This is a genomic window from Actinomadura madurae, assembly GCF_900115095.1.
Classification (GTDB): Bacteria; Actinomycetota; Actinomycetes; order Streptosporangiales; family Streptosporangiaceae; genus Spirillospora; species Spirillospora madurae.
The window spans coordinates 291477-310908 of record NZ_FOVH01000002.1 but is presented as its reverse complement, the minus strand read 5'-3'; the positions used below and the strand labels follow the sequence as shown (position 1 = coordinate 310908).

Sequence of the window (19432 nt, the reverse complement as noted above, 5' to 3'; positions counted from 1 at the left end):
CATGCTCGGCGGCATGCGTGTACTGATCGTCGAGGACGAGCGGGTGCTCGCGGACACGATCGCCGAGGGGCTCCGCGAGGAGGCCATGGCCGTGGACGTGGTGTACGACGGCGACGATGCGCTGGAGCGGGCGTCGTACAACGAGTACGACGTGGTGGTTTTGGACCGGGACCTGCCGACCGTCCACGGCGACGACGTGTGCCGGGAGCTGGTGGGGCGGCGCGGCGGTGCGCGGATCCTGATGCTGACCGCGGCCGGGGACGTCGACGACCGGGTGGACGGGCTGTCGCTCGGCGCCGACGACTATCTGCCGAAGCCGTTCGTGTTCAGCGAGCTGGTGGCGCGGGTGCGGGCGCTGGCGCGCCGGTCGGGGCCGCCGGTGCCGCCCGTCCTGGAGCGGCGGGGCATAAGGCTCGACCCGCACCGGCGGCGGGTCGCGCGGGACGGCCGGGAGGTGCGGCTGACGAACAAGGAGTTCGCCGTGCTGGAGGAGCTGCTGCGGGCGGAGGGCGGCGTGGTGAGCGCCGAGCGGCTGCTGGAGCGGGCGTGGGACGAGCACATCGACCCGTTCAGCAACATCGTCCGGGTCACGATGGCGACGCTGCGCCGCAAGCTCGGCCAGCCGCCGGTGATCGAGACGGTGACGGGGTCCGGGTACCGGTTGGAGGCACGATGAACAGGCTGAGCGTCAGGACGCGGCTGACCCTGGTGTACGGGGGGCTGTTCCTGGTCACGTCGGCGGCGCTGGTCGCGGTGACGTACCTGCTGACCGTCCGGACGATGGACGACCGGTTCCCGGCGAGCCAGAGCGTGGACGCGGCGACGATCGCGCGGCTGCGGGAGATGGCGCTCGGGGGCGACGTCAGCGAGCTGATGAGGCTGAAGGCCGACGCCGACGAGCGGGTCGCCCAGCAGAAGCGCGATGTTCTCGAACAGCTCCTGCAGAGCTCGCTGGTGACCATGCTGGTCCTCGGGGTGCTCGCCATCGTGATCGGGTACGTGGTCGCGGGGCGGATGCTGCGTCCCCTGCACAAGGTGACCGCGACGGCGCGGCAGCTGTCGGAGAGCAACCTGCACGAGCGGATCGCGCTGGAGGGCCCGCAGGACGAGATCAAGGACCTGGCCGACACGTTCGACGGGATGCTGGACCGGCTGAACCGCGCGTTCGACGCCCAGCGCCGGTTCGTCGCGAACGCCACGCACGAGCTGCGCACGCCGCTGACCATCAACCGGACGGTGCTGGAGGTGGCGCTCGCGAGCCGCAAGAGCCCGCCGGAGACCAAGGCGCTCGCGGACGTCCTGCTCGGCAACACCGCCCGGCACGAGCGGCTGATCGAGGGGCTGCTGCTGCTCGCGCGGTCGGAGCGGGAGCTCGGCACCCGGGTCGGGACCCCGCTGCCGGACGTGGTCCGCAGCGCGCTCGACCATCTCGAAGGGCGGGCGGAGGAGGCGTCGGTGGACGTCGAGGCGAGGCTGGGCCCGGCCGAGGTGGTGGGCGATCCCGTGCTGCTGGAGCGCTGCGCGGTGAACCTGCTGGAGAACGCCGTGAAGTACAACGTGCGGGACGGGCGGGTCTGGGTCCGCACGGGCGTCCGGGACGGCGCGGCGTTCCTGCAGGTGGTCAACACCGGACGGCCCGTCCCGTCCTACGAGGTCGCGTCGATCTTCGAGCCGTTCCGGCGGCTGCGCGCCGACCGGACGGGGTCCAAGGACGGCGCGGGCCTCGGCCTGTCGATCGTGCGGGCGGTGGTCGGGGCGCACGGCGGCACGATCGAGACCGTCCCGCGGCCGCGCGGCGGCCTGTCGATCACCGTGCGGCTGCCCGCGGCCGCGCGGCCCGCCCTCGCCGCCTAGCCGGCCCGGCCGGCGCCGAGGGGCCAGGGCGGCGGCTGCGGCCACTGGACGCGGCCCTCGGGCTCGGGCCGGCCGGGGCGCGCGGACAGCCAGCGGTGCACGACCTTGCCGGTCGCGTTGCGGGGCAGCTCGGGGATGAAGTACACGTCGCGCGGCACCGCGTACCGGGCGACCTGCGCGTGCACGTACGCGCGGACGGCGTCGGCGTCCAGCCGCGTGCCGGGCCGCAGGACGACGTAGGCGGCGAGCCGCTGCCCCCACTCGTCGTCGGCGACCCCGGTGACCGCGACCTCGTGGATCTCCGGGAGCCGCAGCAGCGCGTCCTCGACGTCGCGGGGGACGATGTTCTCGCCGCCGGACACGACCATGCCGTCGCTCCGCCCGTCCACGAACAGCAGGCCGCGGTGGTCGATGTGCCCGAGGTCGCCGGTGGACAGCAGGCCGTCGCGGACCTCCATCGGCTCGCCGCCGGTGTAGCCCTCGAACAGCAGCTCGTTGGCGGCGAAGATGTGGCCGCGGATGGAGCGGCCGAGCGGGCGGCCCTGGTCGTCCAGGATCGACAGCTTGGTGTTGCGCGGCGGGCGGCCGGCGGTGCGCGGGTCGAGCCGCAGGTCGCGCGGGGTGGCGATGGACACCCAGGACGCCTCGGTGGAGCCGTAGACGTTGTAGAGCCGGTCGCCGAAGGCGTCCATGAACCGGGTGGCGAGGTCGCCGGGCAGCGCGGCGCCGCTGAGCGCCGCGATCCGCAGCGACGACGTGTCGTACATGCCGCGGACCTCGGGGGCCAGTTCGAGGACGCGCTGCAGCATGACCGGCACGGCGAACACGGTGACGTCGCGGTGGGAGGAGACGGCCCGCAGCGTCTGCTCGGGGTCGAACCGGCGGTGCAGGACGACGGGGGCTCGCAGCGCCCACGCCATCTGCATCGCGGCGTACCCCCAGGTGTGGAACAGCGGCGCCTCGACGATCATCGTCTGGCGGGAGCGCAGCGGGATCCGGGACGTCATCGAGGCCAGCGGCCACAGGCCGGGGCGGGGCGGGCGGCGGGCGCCCTTGGGCCGGCCGGTGGTGCCCGAGCTGAGCATGATCGTCCGGCTCTGGATCTGCGGGGGCTCGGCGACCGCGCCGTCCGGCGGCACCGAGCGGATGACCTCCTCGATGCTCGGCCCTGGGTCGGCCGGGCCGGGGTCGAGCGGGGGCCGGGGGGCGGGCGGCAGCGTCTCGGTGGCGACGGGCGCGGCGAGCGGCATCGCGGGCCGCGGGCCCGGACGGTGGTCGGCCCACAGCACGGTCCGGCGCAGCGCGATCGGGACGTTCGCCAGCAGGGGCGCGAACTCGGCGTCGGCGACGATGAGGGCGGGACGCAGCTCGCCGAGGACGGCGCGGATCTGGCCCGCTCCGAAACCGGTGTTGAGCAGCACGACCTCGGCGCCGCGCCGGGAGCACGCGACGAGCGTCAGGGCCATGCCGCGGTGGTTGCGGCACAGGACGCCGACCCGCGGGCGCGGGCCGTGCAGGGGGAGCCCGGCGGCGAGGCGGGCGCCGCGCTCGTCCAGTTCGGCGAAGGTGAGGACGCCCTCGTCGTCGATCAGCGCGGGGCGGGACGGGGAGCGGGCGGCGGACGAGGCGACCAGCCCGGCGAGCGTGGTGCCCCAGCGCCGCAGCGTGCTCAGCTGGCGGACCAGCCGGCGGGGGCCGCCGCCGAACAGCAGGCCGGTGCGCAGCAGGAGGGCGGTGAGATCGCGGATATGCCCGATCCGCCGGCGTATCCCCGGCCGGTAGGCGGGCCTCGCGTGCGTCACCGTACCCCTCCTCCGGTGATTTCGAGCCACGTTACCCATCAGTCATGGACCGAACAAGGGCGCCTGCGGGCGCCGGACTCCCGTCAGTGGCTACTGACGAGTAGTATGTGGAGTTACCAGCGAGTAGCATCGCTGGACCGTCATCGAGCCCATCGCAGGGAGGACGATCCCGTGCCTCGCACCGCACGCGACGTCGTGTTCGTCGACGGCGTCCGCACGCCGTTCGGCAAGGCGGGCCCCAAGGGCCTGTACGCGCAGACCCGCGCCGACGACATGGTCGTCCGCGCCATCCGCGAGCTGATGCGCCGCAACCCGTCCCTCCCGCCCGAGCGGGTGGACGAGGTGGCCATCGCCGCCACCACCCAGACCGGCGACCAGGGCCTGACCATCGGGCGGTCCGCCGCCGTGCTGGCCGGGCTGCCGAAGAGCGTCCCGGGCTACGCGATCGACCGGATGTGCGCGGGCGCGATGACCGCCGTGACCACGTCCGGCGCCGGCATCTCGTTCGGCTCCTACGACGTCGTCATCGCGGGCGGCGTGGAGCACATGGGACGGCACCCGATGGGCGAGGGCGTCGACCCGAACCCGCGGTTCCTCGCCGACAAGCTGGTCGATCCGTCCGCGTTGGTCATGGGCTCGACGGCGGAGAACCTGCACGACCGGTTCCCCGGCATCACCAAGGACCGCGCGGACGCCTACGCCGTCCGCAGCCAGCGGAAGGTCGCCGCCGCCTACGCCGCCGGGAAGATCCAGCCCGACCTCGTGCCGACCGCGATCCGCTCCGCCGACCGGGGGGCGGCGGGGCGCAGCCAAGGGGGCGAAGCACTGGGCTGGGGGCTCGCCACCGAGGACGAGCCGCCGCGGCCCGGCACCACGCTGGACGACCTCGCGAAGCTGAAGACGCCGTTCCGCGTGCACGGGAACGTCACGGCCGGGAACGCCGCGGGCCTGAACGACGGCGCCACCGCCTGCCTGCTGGCCGCCGAGGACGTCGCCCGCGACCTCGGCCTCACGCCGAGGATGCGCCTGGTCGACTTCTCGTTCGCCGGGGTGGAGCCCGAGGTCATGGGCGTCGGGCCCGTCCCGGCCACCGAGCGGTTGCTCGCCCGCAACGCGCTGACCATGGACGACATCGGCCTGATCGAGATCAACGAGGCGTTCGCCGTGCAGGTGCTCGCGTTCCTGGAGCACTTCAAGATCGCCGACGACGACGCGCGGGTGAACCCGTGGGGCGGCGCGATCGCGCTCGGGCATCCGCTGGCCTCCTCCGGCGTCCGGCTCATGAACCAGCTCGCCCGCCTGTTCGAGGAGCGCCCGGACGTCCGGTACGGGCTGACCACGATGTGCGTGGGCATGGGCATGGGCGGGACCGTCCTCTGGGAGAACGTGAACTGGGAGGGCACCAAATGAGCGACGGAGTCGTTCGGGGGGTCCGGGGGACCGCCCCCGGAAAGCAAATGAGTGGGCTGGGAGAACTGTTCGCGGACGAGGTCGTCACGCACGCGTACGTCCGTGACGTCACGCTTCCCTACGGCGCGGGGACGCTCGCGCTCATCACGCTCGACAACGGGCACGACCACACCAGGCCGAACACGTTCGGCCCGAACGGGCTCGCCGAGCTGGACGCCGCGATCGACACGGTCGCCGGACGCGACGACATCGCCGCGGTGGGCGTCACCGGGAAGCCGTTCATCTTCGCCGTCGGCGCCGACCTCAAGGGCGTCCCGCTGGTCCGGAGGCGCGAGGACGCCGCCGCGATCGGCAGGCTGGGCCACGACGTGTTCCGGCGGCTCGGCGAGCTGGTCGTCCCGTCGTTCGCCTACTACAACGGCGCGGCGATGGGCGGCGGCGTCGAGATCGGGCTGCACTGCACCTACCGGACGATCTCGGCCGGCGTCCCGGCGTTCGCGCTGCCCGAGACGTTCCTCGGGCTGGTGCCCGGCTGGGGCGGGACGTACCTGCTGCCGAACCTGATCGGCGCGGAGAAGGCGCTCACGGTCGTCATCGACAACCCGCTCGCGCAGAACCGGATGCTGAAGGGCGGGCAGGCGTTCGAGCTGGGCATCGCCGACGCGATCTTCGACTCGGCCGACTTCCTGGAGGAGTCGCTCGCCTGGACGGCCCGCGTGTTGAACGGCGAGATCACCGTCCGCCGGCCCGAGGTCGACCGGGGCAAGGCGTGGGACGACGCCGTCGCGATGGCGCGCTGGAACGTCGACGGCAAGCTGCACGGCGCCGCGCCGTCCTACACGCGCGCCCTGGACTTGATCGGCGCCGCCAAGGACCGCACCCGCGACGAGGGCTTCGCCGCCGAGGACGAGGCCCTGGCCGACCTCATCATGAGCGACGAGCTGCGGGCCGGCCTGTACGCGTTCGACCTGACCCAGAAGCGCGCGAAGAAGCCCGCCGGGGCGCCGGACAAGGCCCTCGCCCGGCCGGTCACCAAGGTCGGCGTGGTGGGCGCGGGCCTGATGGCCTCGCAGCTCGCGCTGCTGTTCGCGCGCCGCCTGGAGGTGCCGGTCGTGCTGACCGACCTCGACCAGGAACGCCTGGACAGGGGCGTCGGCTACGCGCACGGCGAGATCGACAAGCTGCTGGGCAAGGGCCGCGTCTCCCCCGACAAGGCCAACCGCCTCAAGGCGCTCATCTCCGGTTCGCTGACCAAGGACGCGTTCGCCGACGCCGACTTCGTCATCGAGGCCGTGTTCGAGGAGATGTCGGTCAAGCAGAAGGTGTTCGCCGAGGTCGAGGAGTACGTCTCGGCCGACTGCGTCCTCGCGACCAACACCTCGTCGCTGTCGGTCGGCGAGATGGCGTCGCAGCTGAGGCACCCCGAGCGCGTCGTCGGGTTCCACTTCTTCAACCCGGTCGCCGTCCTGCCGCTGCTGGAGATCGTCCGGGGCGAGCGGACCGATGACGCGGCGCTCGCCACCGCGTTCGCGACCGGCAAGGCGCTGAAGAAGTCGTGCGTGCTGGTCAAGGACGCCCCGGCGTTCGTCGTCAACCGCGTCCTGCTGCGCCTGCTCGCCGAGATCGTCAGGACGGTGGACGAGGGCACGCCGATCGAGGTGGCCGAGCGCGCCGCCGCCCCGCTGGGCCTGCCGATGCCGCCGTTCGTGCTGATGGGGCTCGTCGGCCCGGCGATCGCGCTGCACGTCAACGAGACCCTGCACGCCGCGTTCCCGGACCGGTTCCCGCTGTCGGACGACCTCGCGAAGATGGTCGCGGCCGGCAAGGGCGGCGTGTACCTGCCCGACTTCACCCTCGACCCCGAGGTCGTGGAGATCTTCGCGGGCGGGACGAGCCCGTCCAGCGAGGAGCAGGTCCTGGACCGGGCGCTCGCCGCGCTCGCCGACGAGATCCGCATCATGCTGGACGAGGGCGTCGTCGCGGCCCCCGAGGACATCGACCTGTGCATGATCCTCGGCGCCGGCTGGCCGTTCCACCTCGGCGGCATCACCCCGTACCTGGACAGGTCGGGCGTCGCGGAGAAGGTGACCGGCCGCCGCTTCCTGGAGCCGGGGGTCGCCTCCCTTCCCGCCTGACCCCGCCCGCTCCCCCGCGAAAGAGGCGTTCCGCGCACCGCCGGAACGCCTCTTTCCCGGCATTTCCCCAGGTCATGGACGGGACGGCGTTTCGGCTGATCATAAGACGCGCACATATGGGCATACGGCGACGGGACGAATGCCACCGCGACGCGAGGGGGCGCCGAGGATGAACCTGCTGCGCACGAAGTCGGTCGAGCAGTCGATCCAGGACACCGAGGAGCCCGCGCACCGGCTCCGGCGGGCACTGTCCGCGCTCGACCTCACCGTCTTCGGCGTCGGCGTCATCATCGGCACCGGCATCTTCGTCCTCACCGGGCAGGTCGCCAAGGACAAGGCCGGTCCGGCGGTCGCCCTGTCGTTCATCCTCGCCGCCGTGGTCTGCGGGCTCGCGGCGCTCTGCTACGCCGAGTTCGCCTCGACCGTCCCGGTCGCCGGCTCGGCCTACACGTTCTCCTACGCCACGCTCGGCGAGTTCCCCGCCTGGATCATCGGCTGGGACCTCATCCTGGAGATGGCGCTCGGCGCGGCGGTCGTGTCGGTCGGCTGGTCGGGGTACTTCGCCGCGCTGCTGGACGACATCGGCATCACGGTGCCCGACGCCATCGCCGCGCCGCCCGGCGAGGGCGGGACGGTCAACGTCCCCGCCATCGTCCTCGTGCTGCTGGTCACCGGGCTGCTCGTGCTCGGCGTCAAGATCTCCTCGCGGGTCAACGCGGTGGTCGTCGCGATCAAGGTCGCCGTGGTGCTGCTGGTGATCTTCGCCGGGCTGTTCTTCATCACCGGCGCCAACTACGACCCGTTCATCCCGCCGTCCGAGCCGACCCCGGACGTGGAGGGCCTCAAGGCGCCGCTGGTCCAGGTGATCTTCGGGAGCGCTCCGGTCAGCTTCGGCTGGCCCGGCATCTTCGCCGCCGTCGCCATCGTGTTCTTCGCCTACATCGGGTTCGACGTCGTGGCGACCGCCGCCGAGGAGGCGCGCCGCCCGCAGCGGGACCTGCCGATCGGGCTCATCGGCTCCCTCATCATCACGGCCGTCCTGTACGCGGCGGTGGCCACCGTCGTCGCGGGAATGCAGAACTACAAGGAGCTGAGCGACGAGGCGCCGCTGGCCGACGCGTTCAAGGCGGTCGGCCACCCCGTCTTCTCGACGTTCATCAGCGTAGGCGCCGTCATCGGCCTCACCACCGTCGTGCTGATCCTGCTGCTCGGGCAGAGCCGCATCTTCTTCGCCATGGGACGGGACGGCCTGCTGCCGCGCTGGCTGTCGGTCGTCCACCCGCGGTTCGGCACCCCGTACCGCTCGACGGTCATCATGGGCGTGGTCGTCGCGGTGCTCGCCGGGTTCATCCCGCTGGCCGAGCTCGCCGAGCTGGTCAACATCGGCACCCTGTTCGCGTTCCTCGTCGTCTCCATCGGCGTCATGATCCTGCGCAAGACCCGCCCCGACCTGCCGCGCGCCTTCCGCACGCCCTGGGTCCCGGTCATCCCGATCCTGTCGGTGCTCGCCTGCCTGTTCGTGATGATCAACCTCCCGGTGGAGACGTGGCTGCGGTTCCTGGCCTGGATGGGCATCGGCATCGTCATCTACGCCGCCTACGGCTACCGGCGGAGCCGGCTGGGCCGCGAAGGGCCCGTCGCCTACAAGTCCTGACGCCGCCCGACCCACCCGTGAGGGGGGTCACGGTGTCCTTTTGACCGGCGGGTGGGCACAATGACCCGCATGGCTTCTCCAGCGCGCGTCGCGGTGATCGGGTCCGGCCCGGCGGGGATCTACGCCGCCGAAGCACTCGTCAAGCAGACCGGCGGGGACGTCCGGGTGGACGTGTTCGACCGGCTGCCGACCCCCTACGGACTGGTCCGCTACGGCGTCGCGCCCGACCACAAGTCGATCAAGTCGATCGCCCGGTACCTGCAGCGGGTGCTGGAGAACCCGGGCGTCCGGTTCTTCGGCTGCGTCGAGCTCGGCCGCGACCTCACCCGCGCCGACCTGCTGGACTGCTACGACGCCGTCGTCTACTCCACCGGCGCGATGGTCGACCGGCACATGCGCATCCCGGGCGAGGACCTGCCCGGCAGCATCGCCGCCACCGACTTCGTCAACTGGTACTGCGGGCACCCCGACGCCGCCGACCACGAGTTCGACCTGTCCGTGGAGGAGGTCGCGGTGATCGGCGTCGGGAACGTCGCCGTGGACGTGGTCCGGATCCTCGCCAAGACGGCCGGCGAGCTGCGCGAGACCGACGTCCCCGAGCAGGTCATCGAGGCGCTGTCGCGGAGCCGGGTCAGGCGCGTGCACATGATCGGGCGGCGCGGCCCGGCGCAGGCGAAGTTCACCACCAAGGAGGCCCGCGAGCTCGGCGAGCTGCCGAACGCGACCATCCACGTCGACCCCGCCGACATGGACCTCGACCCGGCGAGCGCCGAGCTGGCCGAGAACGACCGGCACGTCCGCGGCAACATCAAGGTCCTGAACGGCTGGACGGGCGAGCCGGCCGCCGGCCGCCCCCGCCACATCGACGTGCGGTTCTGGCGCGCCCCCGCCGAGATCCTCGGCACCGACCGGGTCGAGGGCCTGCGGCTGGAGCGGACCCGGCTGGACGAGTCGGGCCGCGTCACCGGCACCGGCGAGTTCGAGACGCTCCCCGTCGGCATGGTGCTGCGGTCGGTCGGCTACCAGAGCGTTCCGCTGGAGGGCGTCCCGTTCGACGAGCGCTCCTTCGTCGTCCCGAACGAGGGCGGGCGGATCACCGGCCCGGACGGCGCGCCCGTCCCCCGCGAGTACGTCGCGGGCTGGATCAAGCGCGGGCCGACGGGCGTCGTCGGGACCAACAAGTCCGACGCCGCCGAGACCGTCCGCAACCTCCTGGACGATCTCGCCGGAACCGAGACCGCGCCGAAGCACACGATCGAGGAGCTGCTGGAGTCGCGGGGCCTGCGCGTCGTCACCTACGACGACTGGCTCAAGCTGGACGCCGCCGAGATCGCGCTCGGCGAGAGCCTCGACCGCGGCGAGCGGGTCAAGCTGGCGCGCTGGGAGGCGATGACGTCCGCCTGCCGCGGCGAGTGATTGGTCCTCTGTAAAGATCCCGCCGAGAAACTAGTGACGGACATGTGACGCGGGCGCTACGGTGCGGCGTGTGACCGGCGGTCCAGAACTGTACGGGTTCCCTCCACCCGAGACGGTCCCCGACCTCAGGTGGCTGGGCCCCGACTACGTGTCCGTACTCGTGTACGACCTGACCCAGGGACTCCTGCGCCAGGATCCGCGCACGTCCGTCATGGGCGTGCGGTGCGAGGGCGAGCCCAGGCTCGACCCCTCGGTCGACCCCACGGGCGTCATCCGCGCGCACGACGCCTGCTTCCCGCTCCAGGTCTACGTCCAGGACGGCGCCGGGCGCCCCTGGTGCCTGCGCGGGCGATGGACGTACTCGGGACGCGAGCTCGGCACGTCCGCCGCGTCCATCACCCACTTCTGGCAGCTGCTCTCGGCCGAGGGCGCCTGACCCGTGGACGCCTGACCCGCGGGCGCCCGGCTCAGTCGGACGTCGCGGGCGCGTGCGTCTCCGTCGCGGTGATGCGGGAAACGTACTCGGTGAGGTCGCGGGCGAGGGCCTGCGGGGTGAGGCCGATGTCGGAGAGGATCTCGCCCCGGGACGCGTGGTCGAGGAACTCCTGCGGGATGCCGAACGTGCGGAGCGGGGCGTCCACCCCGGCGTCGCGCAGCAGCCGGGCCACGGCGTCGCCGACGGCGCCGGTGCGGCCGTTGTCCTCGGCGACGGCGACCATCGCATGCTCGCGGGCGAGGTCGAGCAGCGCCGGGTCGAGCGGCTTCACCCAGCGCGGGTCGACGACCGTGACGCCGATGCCCTGCGCGGCGACCAGCTCGGCCGCCTCGACCGCGGGGGTCGCCATCGAGCCCGCCGCGACCAGCAGGACGCGGGTGCCGTTGGAGCCGTCGTGACGGGCCAGCACGTCCATCTCGCCGGCCTTGCCGATCGCCTCGATGTCCTCGGCGGCGGGGCCCTTCGGGTAGCGGATCGCGGTGGGGCCGTCGGAGACCGCGACGCACTCGCGCAGCAGCTCGCGCAGCCGGGCGCCGTCGCGCGGGACGGCGATCCGCATGCCCGGGACGAGCTGCAGGATCGACATGTCCCACATGCCGTTGTGGCTGGCGCCGTCGTCGCCGGTCACGCCGGAGCGGTCCAAGGCGAACGTGACCGGCTGCCGGTGCAGCGCGGTGTCCATGAGGACCTGGTCGAACGCGCGGTTGAGGAACGTCGCGTACACGGCCACGACCGGGTGCATGCCGGCCATCGCGAGGCCCGTCGCGGACGTGACGGCGTGCTGCTCGGCGATGCCGACGTCGAAGATGCGGTCCGGGAACGCCTCGGCGAACGGCGCGAGCCCGGTCGGGTAGAGCATCGCCGCGGTGATGCCGACGACGTCGCGGCGCTCCCGCCCGATCGCGACCATCTCCTCGCCGAACACCTTCGTCCAGGCGGGGCCGCCCTTCTTGGTGACGAACTTGCCGGTGGCGGGGTCGAACGCGCCGCCGCCGTGCATGCAGTCCTCGGTGTCGTTCTCGGCCGGGGCGTAGCCGCGCCCCTTGGTGGTGATGCAGTGCACGATGACCGGACGGCCGAACCCGCGGGCCCGGCGCAGGGCGCGCTCGACGGCGTCCGCGTCGTGGCCGTCGATCGGACCGACGTACTTCATGCCGAGGTCCTCGAACATGGCCTGCGGCTGGAGGACGTCCTTGAGGCCCTTCTTGATGCCGTGCAGCGCCTCGTAGGTGAGATTCCCCACCACCGGGGCGCGCGGCACCGTCTTCTTGATGAGGTCGAGCGCGTTCTCGTAGCCCTGGGTGACGCGCAGGTCGGCCAGGTGGGAGGCCAGGCCGCCGATGGTCGGCGAGTACGACCGGCCGTTGTCGTTCACGACGATGATGACGGGACGGTCGACGCCGGCCGCGATGTTGTTCAGCGCCTCCCAGCACATGCCGCCGGTCAGCGCGCCGTCACCGACGACCGCGACGACGGCCCGGTCGTCCTCGCCGCGCAGCTGGAAAGCCTTGGCGAACCCGTCGGCGTACGACAGCGCGGTGGAGGCGTGCGAGTTCTCGATGATGTCGTGCTCGGACTCGGCCCGGCTCGGGTACCCCGACAGGCCGCCGCGCTTGCGCAGCAGGTCGAAGTCGTGGCGGCCGGTGAGCATCTTGTGCACGTAGGCCTGGTGGCCGGTGTCGAAGAGGATCTTGTCGTGCGGCGAGTCGAAGACCCGGTGCAGCGCGATCGTCAGTTCGACCGCGCCCAGGTTGGGCCCCAGGTGCCCGCCGGTCTTGGAGACCGCCTGGACGAGGAACTCGCGGATCTCCTCCGCGAGCCGAGACAGTTGAGCGGCGTCCAGTCGTTTGAGGTCATCGGGACCTGTGATCGACTCCAGCAGGCTCACTCGTTTTCAACTCCTCCGTTGGAGACCGGGCTCCCCCGGCTCGGGCCGTTCCGAGTTTAATCCCGGTTCGCCCGCGACGCGCCGAAGGCCGTCCGCGCAGCGTGCGGGAAACGACATCCTCACCGTGCGTGATGGGGTAGGAAATGAGCATGGGCGTCGAAGAGATTGTGCTGCTCAACGCGGACGATGAGGCGATCGGGACCGCGCCGAAGAGTGATAGTCACCATAAAGACACGCCGTACCACCTGGCTTTCTCCTGCTATGTCACGGATACGGAGGGTCGCGTCCTGATCACGCAGCGCGCCCTGCGCAAGCGGACGTTCCCGGGCGTCTGGACGGGCAGCTGCTGCGGCCATCCCGGCCCCGGCGAGAAGCTCCGCGACGCCGTGCTGCGCCGGCTCCGCGACGAGCTGGGCATCCCCGAGGCGTCCCTCACGTCCGTCCTGCCCGGGTTCAAGTACCGGGCCGTCGCCGCCGACGGGACCGTCGAGCACGAGCGCTGCCCCGTGGTGCGCGCCACCGTCCCCGCGAACGGGGCCCTCGTCCCGGACCCCGAGGAGGTCGAGCACGCCGAGTGGTGGACGTGGGAGCGCTGCCTGGAGCTCGCCGGGCGGCCCGAGTCGTCGCCGTGGTACCGGCTCCAGCTCGCCGAGCTGGCACCGCTGGGCGCGCCGCGGGACTGGCCGGACGCCGGGCGGGCCGGGCTGCCGCCCGCGCTCGGCTGGTAGCCGGCCGGGCCGAACCCCGCTCGGCCGCAGCCGCCCGGCCGCCGGACGATCGGAACCCCGCATCACCGAAAGATCACATTGCGCCGCCCGGTGTTGACCGCCGCGCACGTCCGAGCGGACGCTTGGTCCGCGGGGTATCCGAAGGGACGAACGATGCGTATACGTGTTCCCCGGCGCCGCTGGACGGTCTTCGCGGCCGTTGCCATGACCGGCGCGCTGGCCATGTCGGGCTGCGGCGGCGACGGCGGCGAGGGGTCGGACGACAAATCCCAGGTCGAGGTCTTCTCCTGGTGGACCGGGCCCGGCGAGGCCGACGGGCTCGCCGCGATGCAGGCCGACTTCGAGAAGAAGAACCCCGGCACCAAGTTCGTCAACGCGGCCATCGCCGGCGGATCGGGCACGCAGGCCCAGGCCGTCCTCGCGAGCCGCCTGCAGAACCGCAAGCCGCCGGACTCCTTCCAGGGCCACGCGGGCGCCGAGCTGCTCGACTACATCAAGGCCGGGCAGATCGAGCCGCTGGACTCCTTCTACGAGGAGAACAACCTCAAGTCGGTGTACCCCCAGCAGCTCCTCGACCAGATCAGCTACAAGGGGAAGATCTACTCGGTGCCGGTGAACATCCACCGGTCGAACGTGCTCTGGTACAACCCGGACATCCTGAAGGACGCCGGGGTCGACGGGCCGCCGAAGACGATCGCCGAGTTCATCACCGCGCTGAAGGCCGTCAAGGACAAGACGAAGAAGGTCCCGCTGTCGCTCGGCGCGCAGTGGACGGCCGACCACCTGCTGGAGAACGTCCTGCTGGGCGACCTCGGCACCGACGGCTACAACGCGCTGTGGAAGCCGGGCGCCGACTGGAGCAGCCCGCAGGTCACCAAGGCGCTGAACGACTTCGCCGAGATCATGAAGTACACGACGCTGGAGGCCGCGTCCACCGACTGGCAGGGCGCCGCGAAGGCCGTCGTGGACGACAAGGCCGCGTTCAACATCATGGGCGACTGGGCGTACGGGTACTTCACCGGCAGCGCGCCCAACGGGCTCGGCAAGAAGCTCGACACCGACTTCAAGTACGCGCCGTCGCCCGGCACGGACGGCACCTACATGTGGCTGTCGGACAGCTTCACGCTGCCCAAGAACGCACCCCACCGCGGCGGTGCCATCGCGTGGCTGAAGGAGGTGTCCAGCAAGGAAGGGCAGGACCTCTTCAACCCGAAGAAGGGCTCGGTCCCCGCGCGCAAGGACGCCGACAAGTCCCTCTACAAGGGCTACCTCCAGTACGCGTTCGAGCAGTGGAACAAGCCGGACATCAAGCTGGCGGGCTCGTTCTGGCACGGCGTCAACGCCAGTAAGAAGCAGCACACCGACATCGACACGGCGGTGGGCCTCTTCCTTCAGAACAAGGACGTCGGCAAGCTGCAGCAGGGACTGGTCAACGCGGCCAAGAACAGCGGACAGTGAGGTTTCCCGGTTCTGGATGGGTCCGTAGGCGCAAGTGGCTCCCAGGGCTGCTGCTGGTCTCGCCGTCCATCGTCGCGATCGGCTTGTTCGTCTACGGGCTCATCTTCTGGAATACGCGCGTCGCACTGAGCGGCAAGCACGACGAGGTCTCCGAGTACGGGTTCGACAAGGGCAAGAACTTCGTCGACCTGTGGGACCAGCCCAGCTGGCCCGGCGCGGTCAGGCACGCCCTGCTGTTCACGGCGGTGTTCGTGATCGGCGCCCTGGTGCTCGGCGCCTTCCTGGCCTTCCTGATGGACAAGGGCATCAGGGGTGAGGCGTCCTTCCGCGTCATCTACCTGTTCCCGATGGCGGTGTCGTTCATCGCCAGCGGCGTCGTGTGGCGCTGGCTGATGAACCCGGCGCCGCCGCAGCGCGCGGTCGGCTTCAACCAGCTGTTCGACAAGCTGGGCCTGGGCGGGCTGTCGAACAGCTGGTGGCAGGACCCGGACTGGGGCATGGCGGCGATGGCGCTGCCGGCGATCTGGCAGATGTCCGGATACGTCATGGCCCTGTACCTGGCCGGGTTCCGCAGCGTCCCCGAGGACCTGCGTGAGGCGGCCCGGGTGGACGGCGCGTCGGAGTGGAAGGTGTACCGGTACGTGGTGTTCCCGCAGCTCCGCCCGGTGACGCTGTCCGCGCTGATCATCCTCGGGCACATCTCGCTGAAGGTGTTCGACCTGATCATGGCGATCGCGGGCAAGCAGATCATCACCTACGTCCCGGCCGTCGCCACCTATGTCGAGATCTTCGACCGGCACGACCCCGCCAACGGCGCCACCATCGCGACGTACATGCTGGTCGCGGTGGCCGTCCTGGTGATCCCCTACCTGGTCTGGTCGGTACGTACGGAGCGGACGCGATGACGCACGTGGAGGCACCCCCGGCGCCGCTGTGGCGCCGGGTGACGAGCGGCCTGCGCGGCCGGAGGGACGGCGGCGGGGCGAAGCCGCCGGGCGGGTCCTCCCCCGCCTGGCGGGCCGTGAAGCTGGTCATCCTGCTGGCGTTCGTCCTGCTGTTCCTGATCCCGGTGTACGTGCTGGTGGTCACGAGCTTCAAGCCGCTGAGCGAGGCGGACCCGAGCAGCGCGTGGAGCCTGCCGGGAAGCTGGAGCGTGTCCGGCTGGAGCGCCGCGTGGGACACGCTGAGACCGGGCCTGGAGAACAGCGTCAAGATCGCCGTCTCCGGGTCGCTGATCTCGGCCGTGCTCGGCTCGCTGAACGGCTACGTGCTGTCGAAGTGGCGGTTCCCGGGCGCGGACGTCGTGTTCACGCTGTTCCTGTTCGGCATGTTCATCCCGTACCAGGCGGTCATGATCCCGCTGGCCGGGCTGCTGACCGACATGGAGCTGGTGGGGACGATCCGCGGCCTCGTGCTCGCCCACGTCGTGTACGGCATCCCGATCTGCACGCTGATCTTCCGGAACTACTACGTGACGATCCCGGACGAGCTGATCGAGGCGGCCCGCGTCGACGGCGCCGGGATGCTCCGCACGTACTGGTCGGTCGTGCTGCCCGTGTCGGCGCCGGCGTTCGCGGTGACGCTGATCTGGCAGTTCACCTCGATGTGGAACGACTTCCTGTTCGCGGTGTTCCTCGGCGCGCCCGACAGCTGGCCCGTCACGGTGATGCTGAACAACACGGCCGGTTCGGGCGCGGTGGCCGTCCAGTACAACCAGCAGATGGCGTCCGCGCTGCTGGCGTCCCTGCCGACGCTGCTGGTCTACCTGCTGCTCGGGAGGTTCTTCATGCGCGGCCTGATGGCCGGCGCTCTGAAGGGGTGAAAATCACACCGGACCGTCAACCGCACATCGATCTCAGACGTCACATGGATGATCAGACGAGTTCCGCGTGGGGGCCGGTACCCCCATGACGGACAACGACACGTTTCGCCCCGCCCGTTGGCAATTCCGGCAGGATGCGCCTAGCCTCTCGGGCATCGTCGTCCAGCCCGCCGGCATCCCCGCCGGCGGGTTCGGCGATCCCCCGGCGACGGAGGCGGGGCGAACACCGGAGGTGAGCGCGTGCAGGCGATGAGTGTTCAGCAGCCCTGGGCCTTCGCGATCGCGCGTGGGGGCAAGACCGTCTCCAACCAGGCGCTGCCGACCGCCTACCGCGGGCCGCTCCTCATCCACGCCTCGATGCGCGTCGACCTGAAGGCGTGCGACTCCCCGCTGATCCAGGCCGCCGGCTGGGATCCGCGCGACCCGCTCGCCACGATCGGCGCCGTCATCGCCGTCGCCGACCTCGGCCACGTCTGCTCGGCGGCCGTGCAGAACGCGTCCTGCGACTGCGGGCCCTGGGCGGCGCCCGGCGCGCACCACTGGCACCTGTCGGGCGTCCGGGCCCTGCCGCGCCCCATCGTGGCCGTGGGCCGCCAGGAGCTCTGGCAGCCGCACCCCAACCTGGTCGCCGAGGTGAACGCGATGTTCGCCGCCGCCCTCAACCGGCTCTGAGCGCCTCCGCCGCTTCGCGGAGGCGGCGGAACTCGGCGGCCATCCCGTCGAGCGTCCACGATGCGTTCAGGCCGCTTAGCGAACTGGGTGCAGCACCACAGCTCAGCCCGCGGCAACCCGCAGACGAGCGAACTCCTCAGCAATCTGCCCAAGCGTCCACGATGCGTTCAGGCCGCTCGGGTTGGGCAGCACCCACAGCCTGGCCGGGCCGAAGGTCTCGTCCTGGGGTCCGATCCGCGTCCGGGGGCGGCCGAAGGCGGTGCGGTAGGCGGTGACGCCGGCGACAGCCAGGTAGGACGGGCGGTGCCGTTCGACGAGCGCTTCGAGGCGGCGCCCGCCCTCGCGCAGTTCGGCGGCCGTCAGCTCGTCGGCACGGGCCGTGGTGCGGTGCGCCAGGTTGGTGATTCCCAGGCCGTAGCCGGGCAGGAGATCCTGCTCGGACGGGTCGAGCAGGCGGTCGGTGAAGCCGGACCGGTGCAGCGCGGGCCAGAAGCGGTTCCCCGGACGGGCGAAGTGGTGGCCCGTCGCCCCCGAGTAGAGGCCGGGGTTGATGCCGCTGAACAGGACGCGGAGCGTCCCGCCGTCCGGAGGCAGGACGTCGGGGATGACGCGGTCGCGGGCGGCCTCCAGGTCGGCCTTCGTGGGGCGCATCAGACCAGATTACGGACGATCAGCGTCACCGCGGACGCGCCGACGACGAGGAGGAGCGCCACGCGGAGGCGTCCGGCGTCGAGGTGGCGGCGCAGCGGTCCGGCGGCCGCGAACCCGGCGAGGACGAACGGGAGGAGCTCCAGCCCCGCGACGACCTGCCGCCCCGGGAGACGTCCCGCGAGGGCGAGCGTGCCGAGGGAGAGCAGCGCGCCCGCGATGAAGAAGACCGCCAGCGTGGCGCGGACGCGGGGGCCGCTCTCGTGCTGGTAGAGCAGCGCGACCGGCGGGCCGCCGATGCCGGACGCGGTGCCGGTCGCGCCGGACACGACCCCGGCGGTGGCGAGCGTCCGGCGGTTGCGCGGCACCTCGCGGGTCCACGCGGTCAGGGCGAGCGCGGCGAGGACGACGACGCCGATCACGATGCCGAGGACGCGCTCCGGGGCGGCCGCCACCAGCCACACGCCGAGCGGCGTCCCGGCGAGCCGGCCGCCGAACGCCCAGCCGAAGCCGCGCAGGTCGGCGTGCCCGCCCTCCTGGAGAAGGGTGGCGACGGGCAGGACGAGCGCGACCGTGAGGATCGCCCCGGGCATCAGCGAGGGGAACAGCATCGCCACGATCGGCGTCGCGACCAGCCCGACGCCGAGGCCGACGCTGCTCTGCACGATCGCGCCGGCCAGCGCGGCCAGCCCGCCGACCAGGAGGAAGTCGAGATGGGGCACGCCGCGCGACGCTACATCCCCACCTATCCGGTCTGAATGCCCACCATCGGGCGGGCGCGCACCGCCCCGCCGAAGGTGCCTGGCAGAATGCACGCGTGCTCACCGCCTGCCTCGCCTTCGCCGCCGCGGCCGCCCTCGTCACGATCACTCCCGGCCTCGACACGATGCTCGTCCTGCGCGCCACCGTGACGGGCGGGCGCCGGGCGGGCGGCCTCGCCGCGGCGGGCGTCGCGTCCGGCTGCCTCTGCTGGGCGCTGGCGAGCGCGGCCGGGCTCACCGCGCTGCTCGCCGCGTCCCGGGTCGCGTTCGACGTACTGCGCGCCGCCGGCGCCTGCTACCTGCTGTGGCTCGGCGCGCGGGCGCTCTGGAGGGCCCGCCGCGAGGCGACGTCCGCGATCGAGGCGCCGGACGCCGAGCTGTCCGGTCGCGCCGCGCTGCGCACGGGTTTCACCACCAACCTGCTCAACCCGAAGATCGGCGTCTTCTACATGAGCCTGCTCCCCCAGTTCGTCCCGGAGGGGGCGTCGATGTTCTGGACGAGCATGCTCTTCGCCGCGATCCACGCCCTCCAGGGTGTCCTGTGGTTCGCGCTGGTGGTGGGCGCCGCCGGCGCGGCCCGCCGCACCCTGGCCCGCCCGGCCGTCAAGCGCCGCGTCCAGCAGGTCACCGGCCTGGCGTTCATCGGCTTCGGCCTCCGCCTGGCCGTCGAACGCTGAGTCGCGCGGGT

General features: G+C 71.9%; 17 protein-coding genes. 13 read left to right on the top strand and 4 right to left on the bottom strand.

What is annotated here, in order from left to right:
• Window positions 1-13: 13 nt before the first annotated feature.
• Together BM339_RS07235 and BM339_RS07230 are read left to right on the top strand one after the other, a co-directional pair.
• Window positions 14-676 (top strand): response regulator transcription factor, encoded by a 663-nt coding sequence (locus BM339_RS07235; protein WP_024936711.1) that lies wholly within the window; start codon window positions 14-16, stop codon window positions 674-676.
• Entirely contained in the window at window positions 673-1854 is a 1182-nt protein-coding gene (locus BM339_RS07230; RefSeq protein WP_235206594.1) for a sensor histidine kinase, read from the top strand. The genes BM339_RS07235 and BM339_RS07230 overlap by 4 nt, the downstream gene beginning before the upstream one ends.
• Here the strand turns inward: BM339_RS07230 and BM339_RS07225 are convergent.
• Window positions 1851-3656, bottom strand: coding sequence for an AMP-binding protein (locus BM339_RS07225; protein WP_075020303.1), 1806 nt, complete (start codon window positions 3654-3656; stop codon window positions 1851-1853). The two genes, BM339_RS07230 and BM339_RS07225, sit on opposite strands and share 4 nt — an antisense overlap.
• 171 nt (window positions 3657-3827) lie before the next feature.
• Between BM339_RS07225 and BM339_RS07220 the strand changes: the two genes are divergently transcribed.
• From BM339_RS07220 to BM339_RS07200, 5 genes are all read left to right on the top strand, one after another.
• Window positions 3828-5066 (top strand): thiolase family protein, encoded by a 1239-nt coding sequence (locus tag BM339_RS07220; RefSeq protein WP_075020302.1) that lies wholly within the window; start codon window positions 3828-3830, stop codon window positions 5064-5066.
• 47 nt (window positions 5067-5113) lie between these two features.
• On the top strand, window positions 5114-7201 hold the full coding sequence (locus BM339_RS07215) for a 3-hydroxyacyl-CoA dehydrogenase NAD-binding domain-containing protein (protein WP_075020301.1): 2088 nt from the start codon (window positions 5114-5116) through the stop codon (window positions 7199-7201).
• A gap of 169 nt (window positions 7202-7370) precedes the next feature.
• Window positions 7371-8855 carry an amino acid permease gene (locus BM339_RS07210; RefSeq protein ID WP_075020300.1) on the top strand — a complete coding sequence of 495 codons (1485 nt, stop codon included), beginning with the start codon at window positions 7371-7373 and terminating at the stop codon, window positions 8853-8855.
• A gap of 60 nt (window positions 8856-8915) precedes the next feature.
• Complete coding sequence (locus BM339_RS07205; RefSeq protein ID WP_075020299.1) at window positions 8916-10271, top strand: FAD-dependent oxidoreductase; 1356 nt, start codon at window positions 8916-8918, stop codon at window positions 10269-10271.
• A 70-nt stretch (window positions 10272-10341) separates the two neighbouring features.
• On the top strand, window positions 10342-10707 hold the full coding sequence (locus BM339_RS07200; protein WP_021598810.1) for a hypothetical protein: 366 nt from the start codon (window positions 10342-10344) through the stop codon (window positions 10705-10707).
• A gap of 31 nt (window positions 10708-10738) precedes the next feature.
• Here BM339_RS07200 and dxs read toward each other — a convergent pair whose 3' ends face one another.
• Entirely contained in the window at window positions 10739-12655 is a 1917-nt protein-coding gene (gene dxs, locus BM339_RS07195; RefSeq protein ID WP_075020298.1) for a 1-deoxy-D-xylulose-5-phosphate synthase, read from the bottom strand.
• Window positions 12656-12804: 149 nt separating this feature from the next.
• Between dxs and idi the strand changes: the two genes are divergently transcribed.
• From idi to BM339_RS07170, 5 genes are all read left to right on the top strand, one after another.
• Complete coding sequence (gene idi, locus BM339_RS07190; protein ID WP_024936648.1) at window positions 12805-13383, top strand: isopentenyl-diphosphate Delta-isomerase; 579 nt, start codon at window positions 12805-12807, stop codon at window positions 13381-13383.
• Between the two features lie 153 nt (window positions 13384-13536).
• The gene (locus BM339_RS07185) at window positions 13537-14841 is read left to right on the top strand and encodes an ABC transporter substrate-binding protein (protein ID WP_235206586.1); all 1305 of its coding nucleotides are present in this window, start codon (window positions 13537-13539) and stop codon (window positions 14839-14841) included.
• Window positions 14838-15746, top strand: coding sequence for a carbohydrate ABC transporter permease (locus BM339_RS07180; RefSeq protein ID WP_021596224.1), 909 nt, complete (start codon window positions 14838-14840; stop codon window positions 15744-15746). Before BM339_RS07185 ends, BM339_RS07180 begins: the two co-directional genes overlap by 4 nt.
• Entirely contained in the window at window positions 15743-16663 is a 921-nt protein-coding gene (locus tag BM339_RS07175) for a carbohydrate ABC transporter permease (RefSeq protein ID WP_021596223.1), read from the top strand. The genes BM339_RS07180 and BM339_RS07175 overlap by 4 nt, the downstream gene beginning before the upstream one ends.
• A 249-nt stretch (window positions 16664-16912) precedes the next feature.
• Entirely contained in the window at window positions 16913-17335 is a 423-nt protein-coding gene (locus BM339_RS07170) for an ASCH domain-containing protein (RefSeq protein ID WP_235206587.1), read from the top strand.
• Window positions 17336-17437: 102 nt separating this feature from the next.
• Here the strand turns inward: BM339_RS07170 and mug are convergent, their stop codons facing one another.
• Both mug and BM339_RS07160 read right to left on the bottom strand, forming a co-directional pair.
• On the bottom strand, window positions 17438-17986 hold the full coding sequence (gene mug / locus BM339_RS07165; RefSeq protein ID WP_021596221.1) for a G/U mismatch-specific DNA glycosylase: 549 nt from the start codon (window positions 17984-17986) through the stop codon (window positions 17438-17440).
• Entirely contained in the window at window positions 17986-18705 is a 720-nt protein-coding gene (locus tag BM339_RS07160) for a sulfite exporter TauE/SafE family protein (protein WP_021596220.1), read from the bottom strand. Before BM339_RS07160 ends, mug begins: the two co-directional genes overlap by 1 nt.
• A 95-nt stretch (window positions 18706-18800) precedes the next feature.
• Between BM339_RS07160 and BM339_RS07155 the strand changes: the two genes are divergently transcribed.
• Window positions 18801-19421 carry a LysE family translocator gene (locus tag BM339_RS07155; protein ID WP_075020297.1) on the top strand — a complete coding sequence of 207 codons (621 nt, stop codon included), beginning with the start codon at window positions 18801-18803 and terminating at the stop codon, window positions 19419-19421.
• Window positions 19422-19432 lie beyond the last annotated feature (11 nt).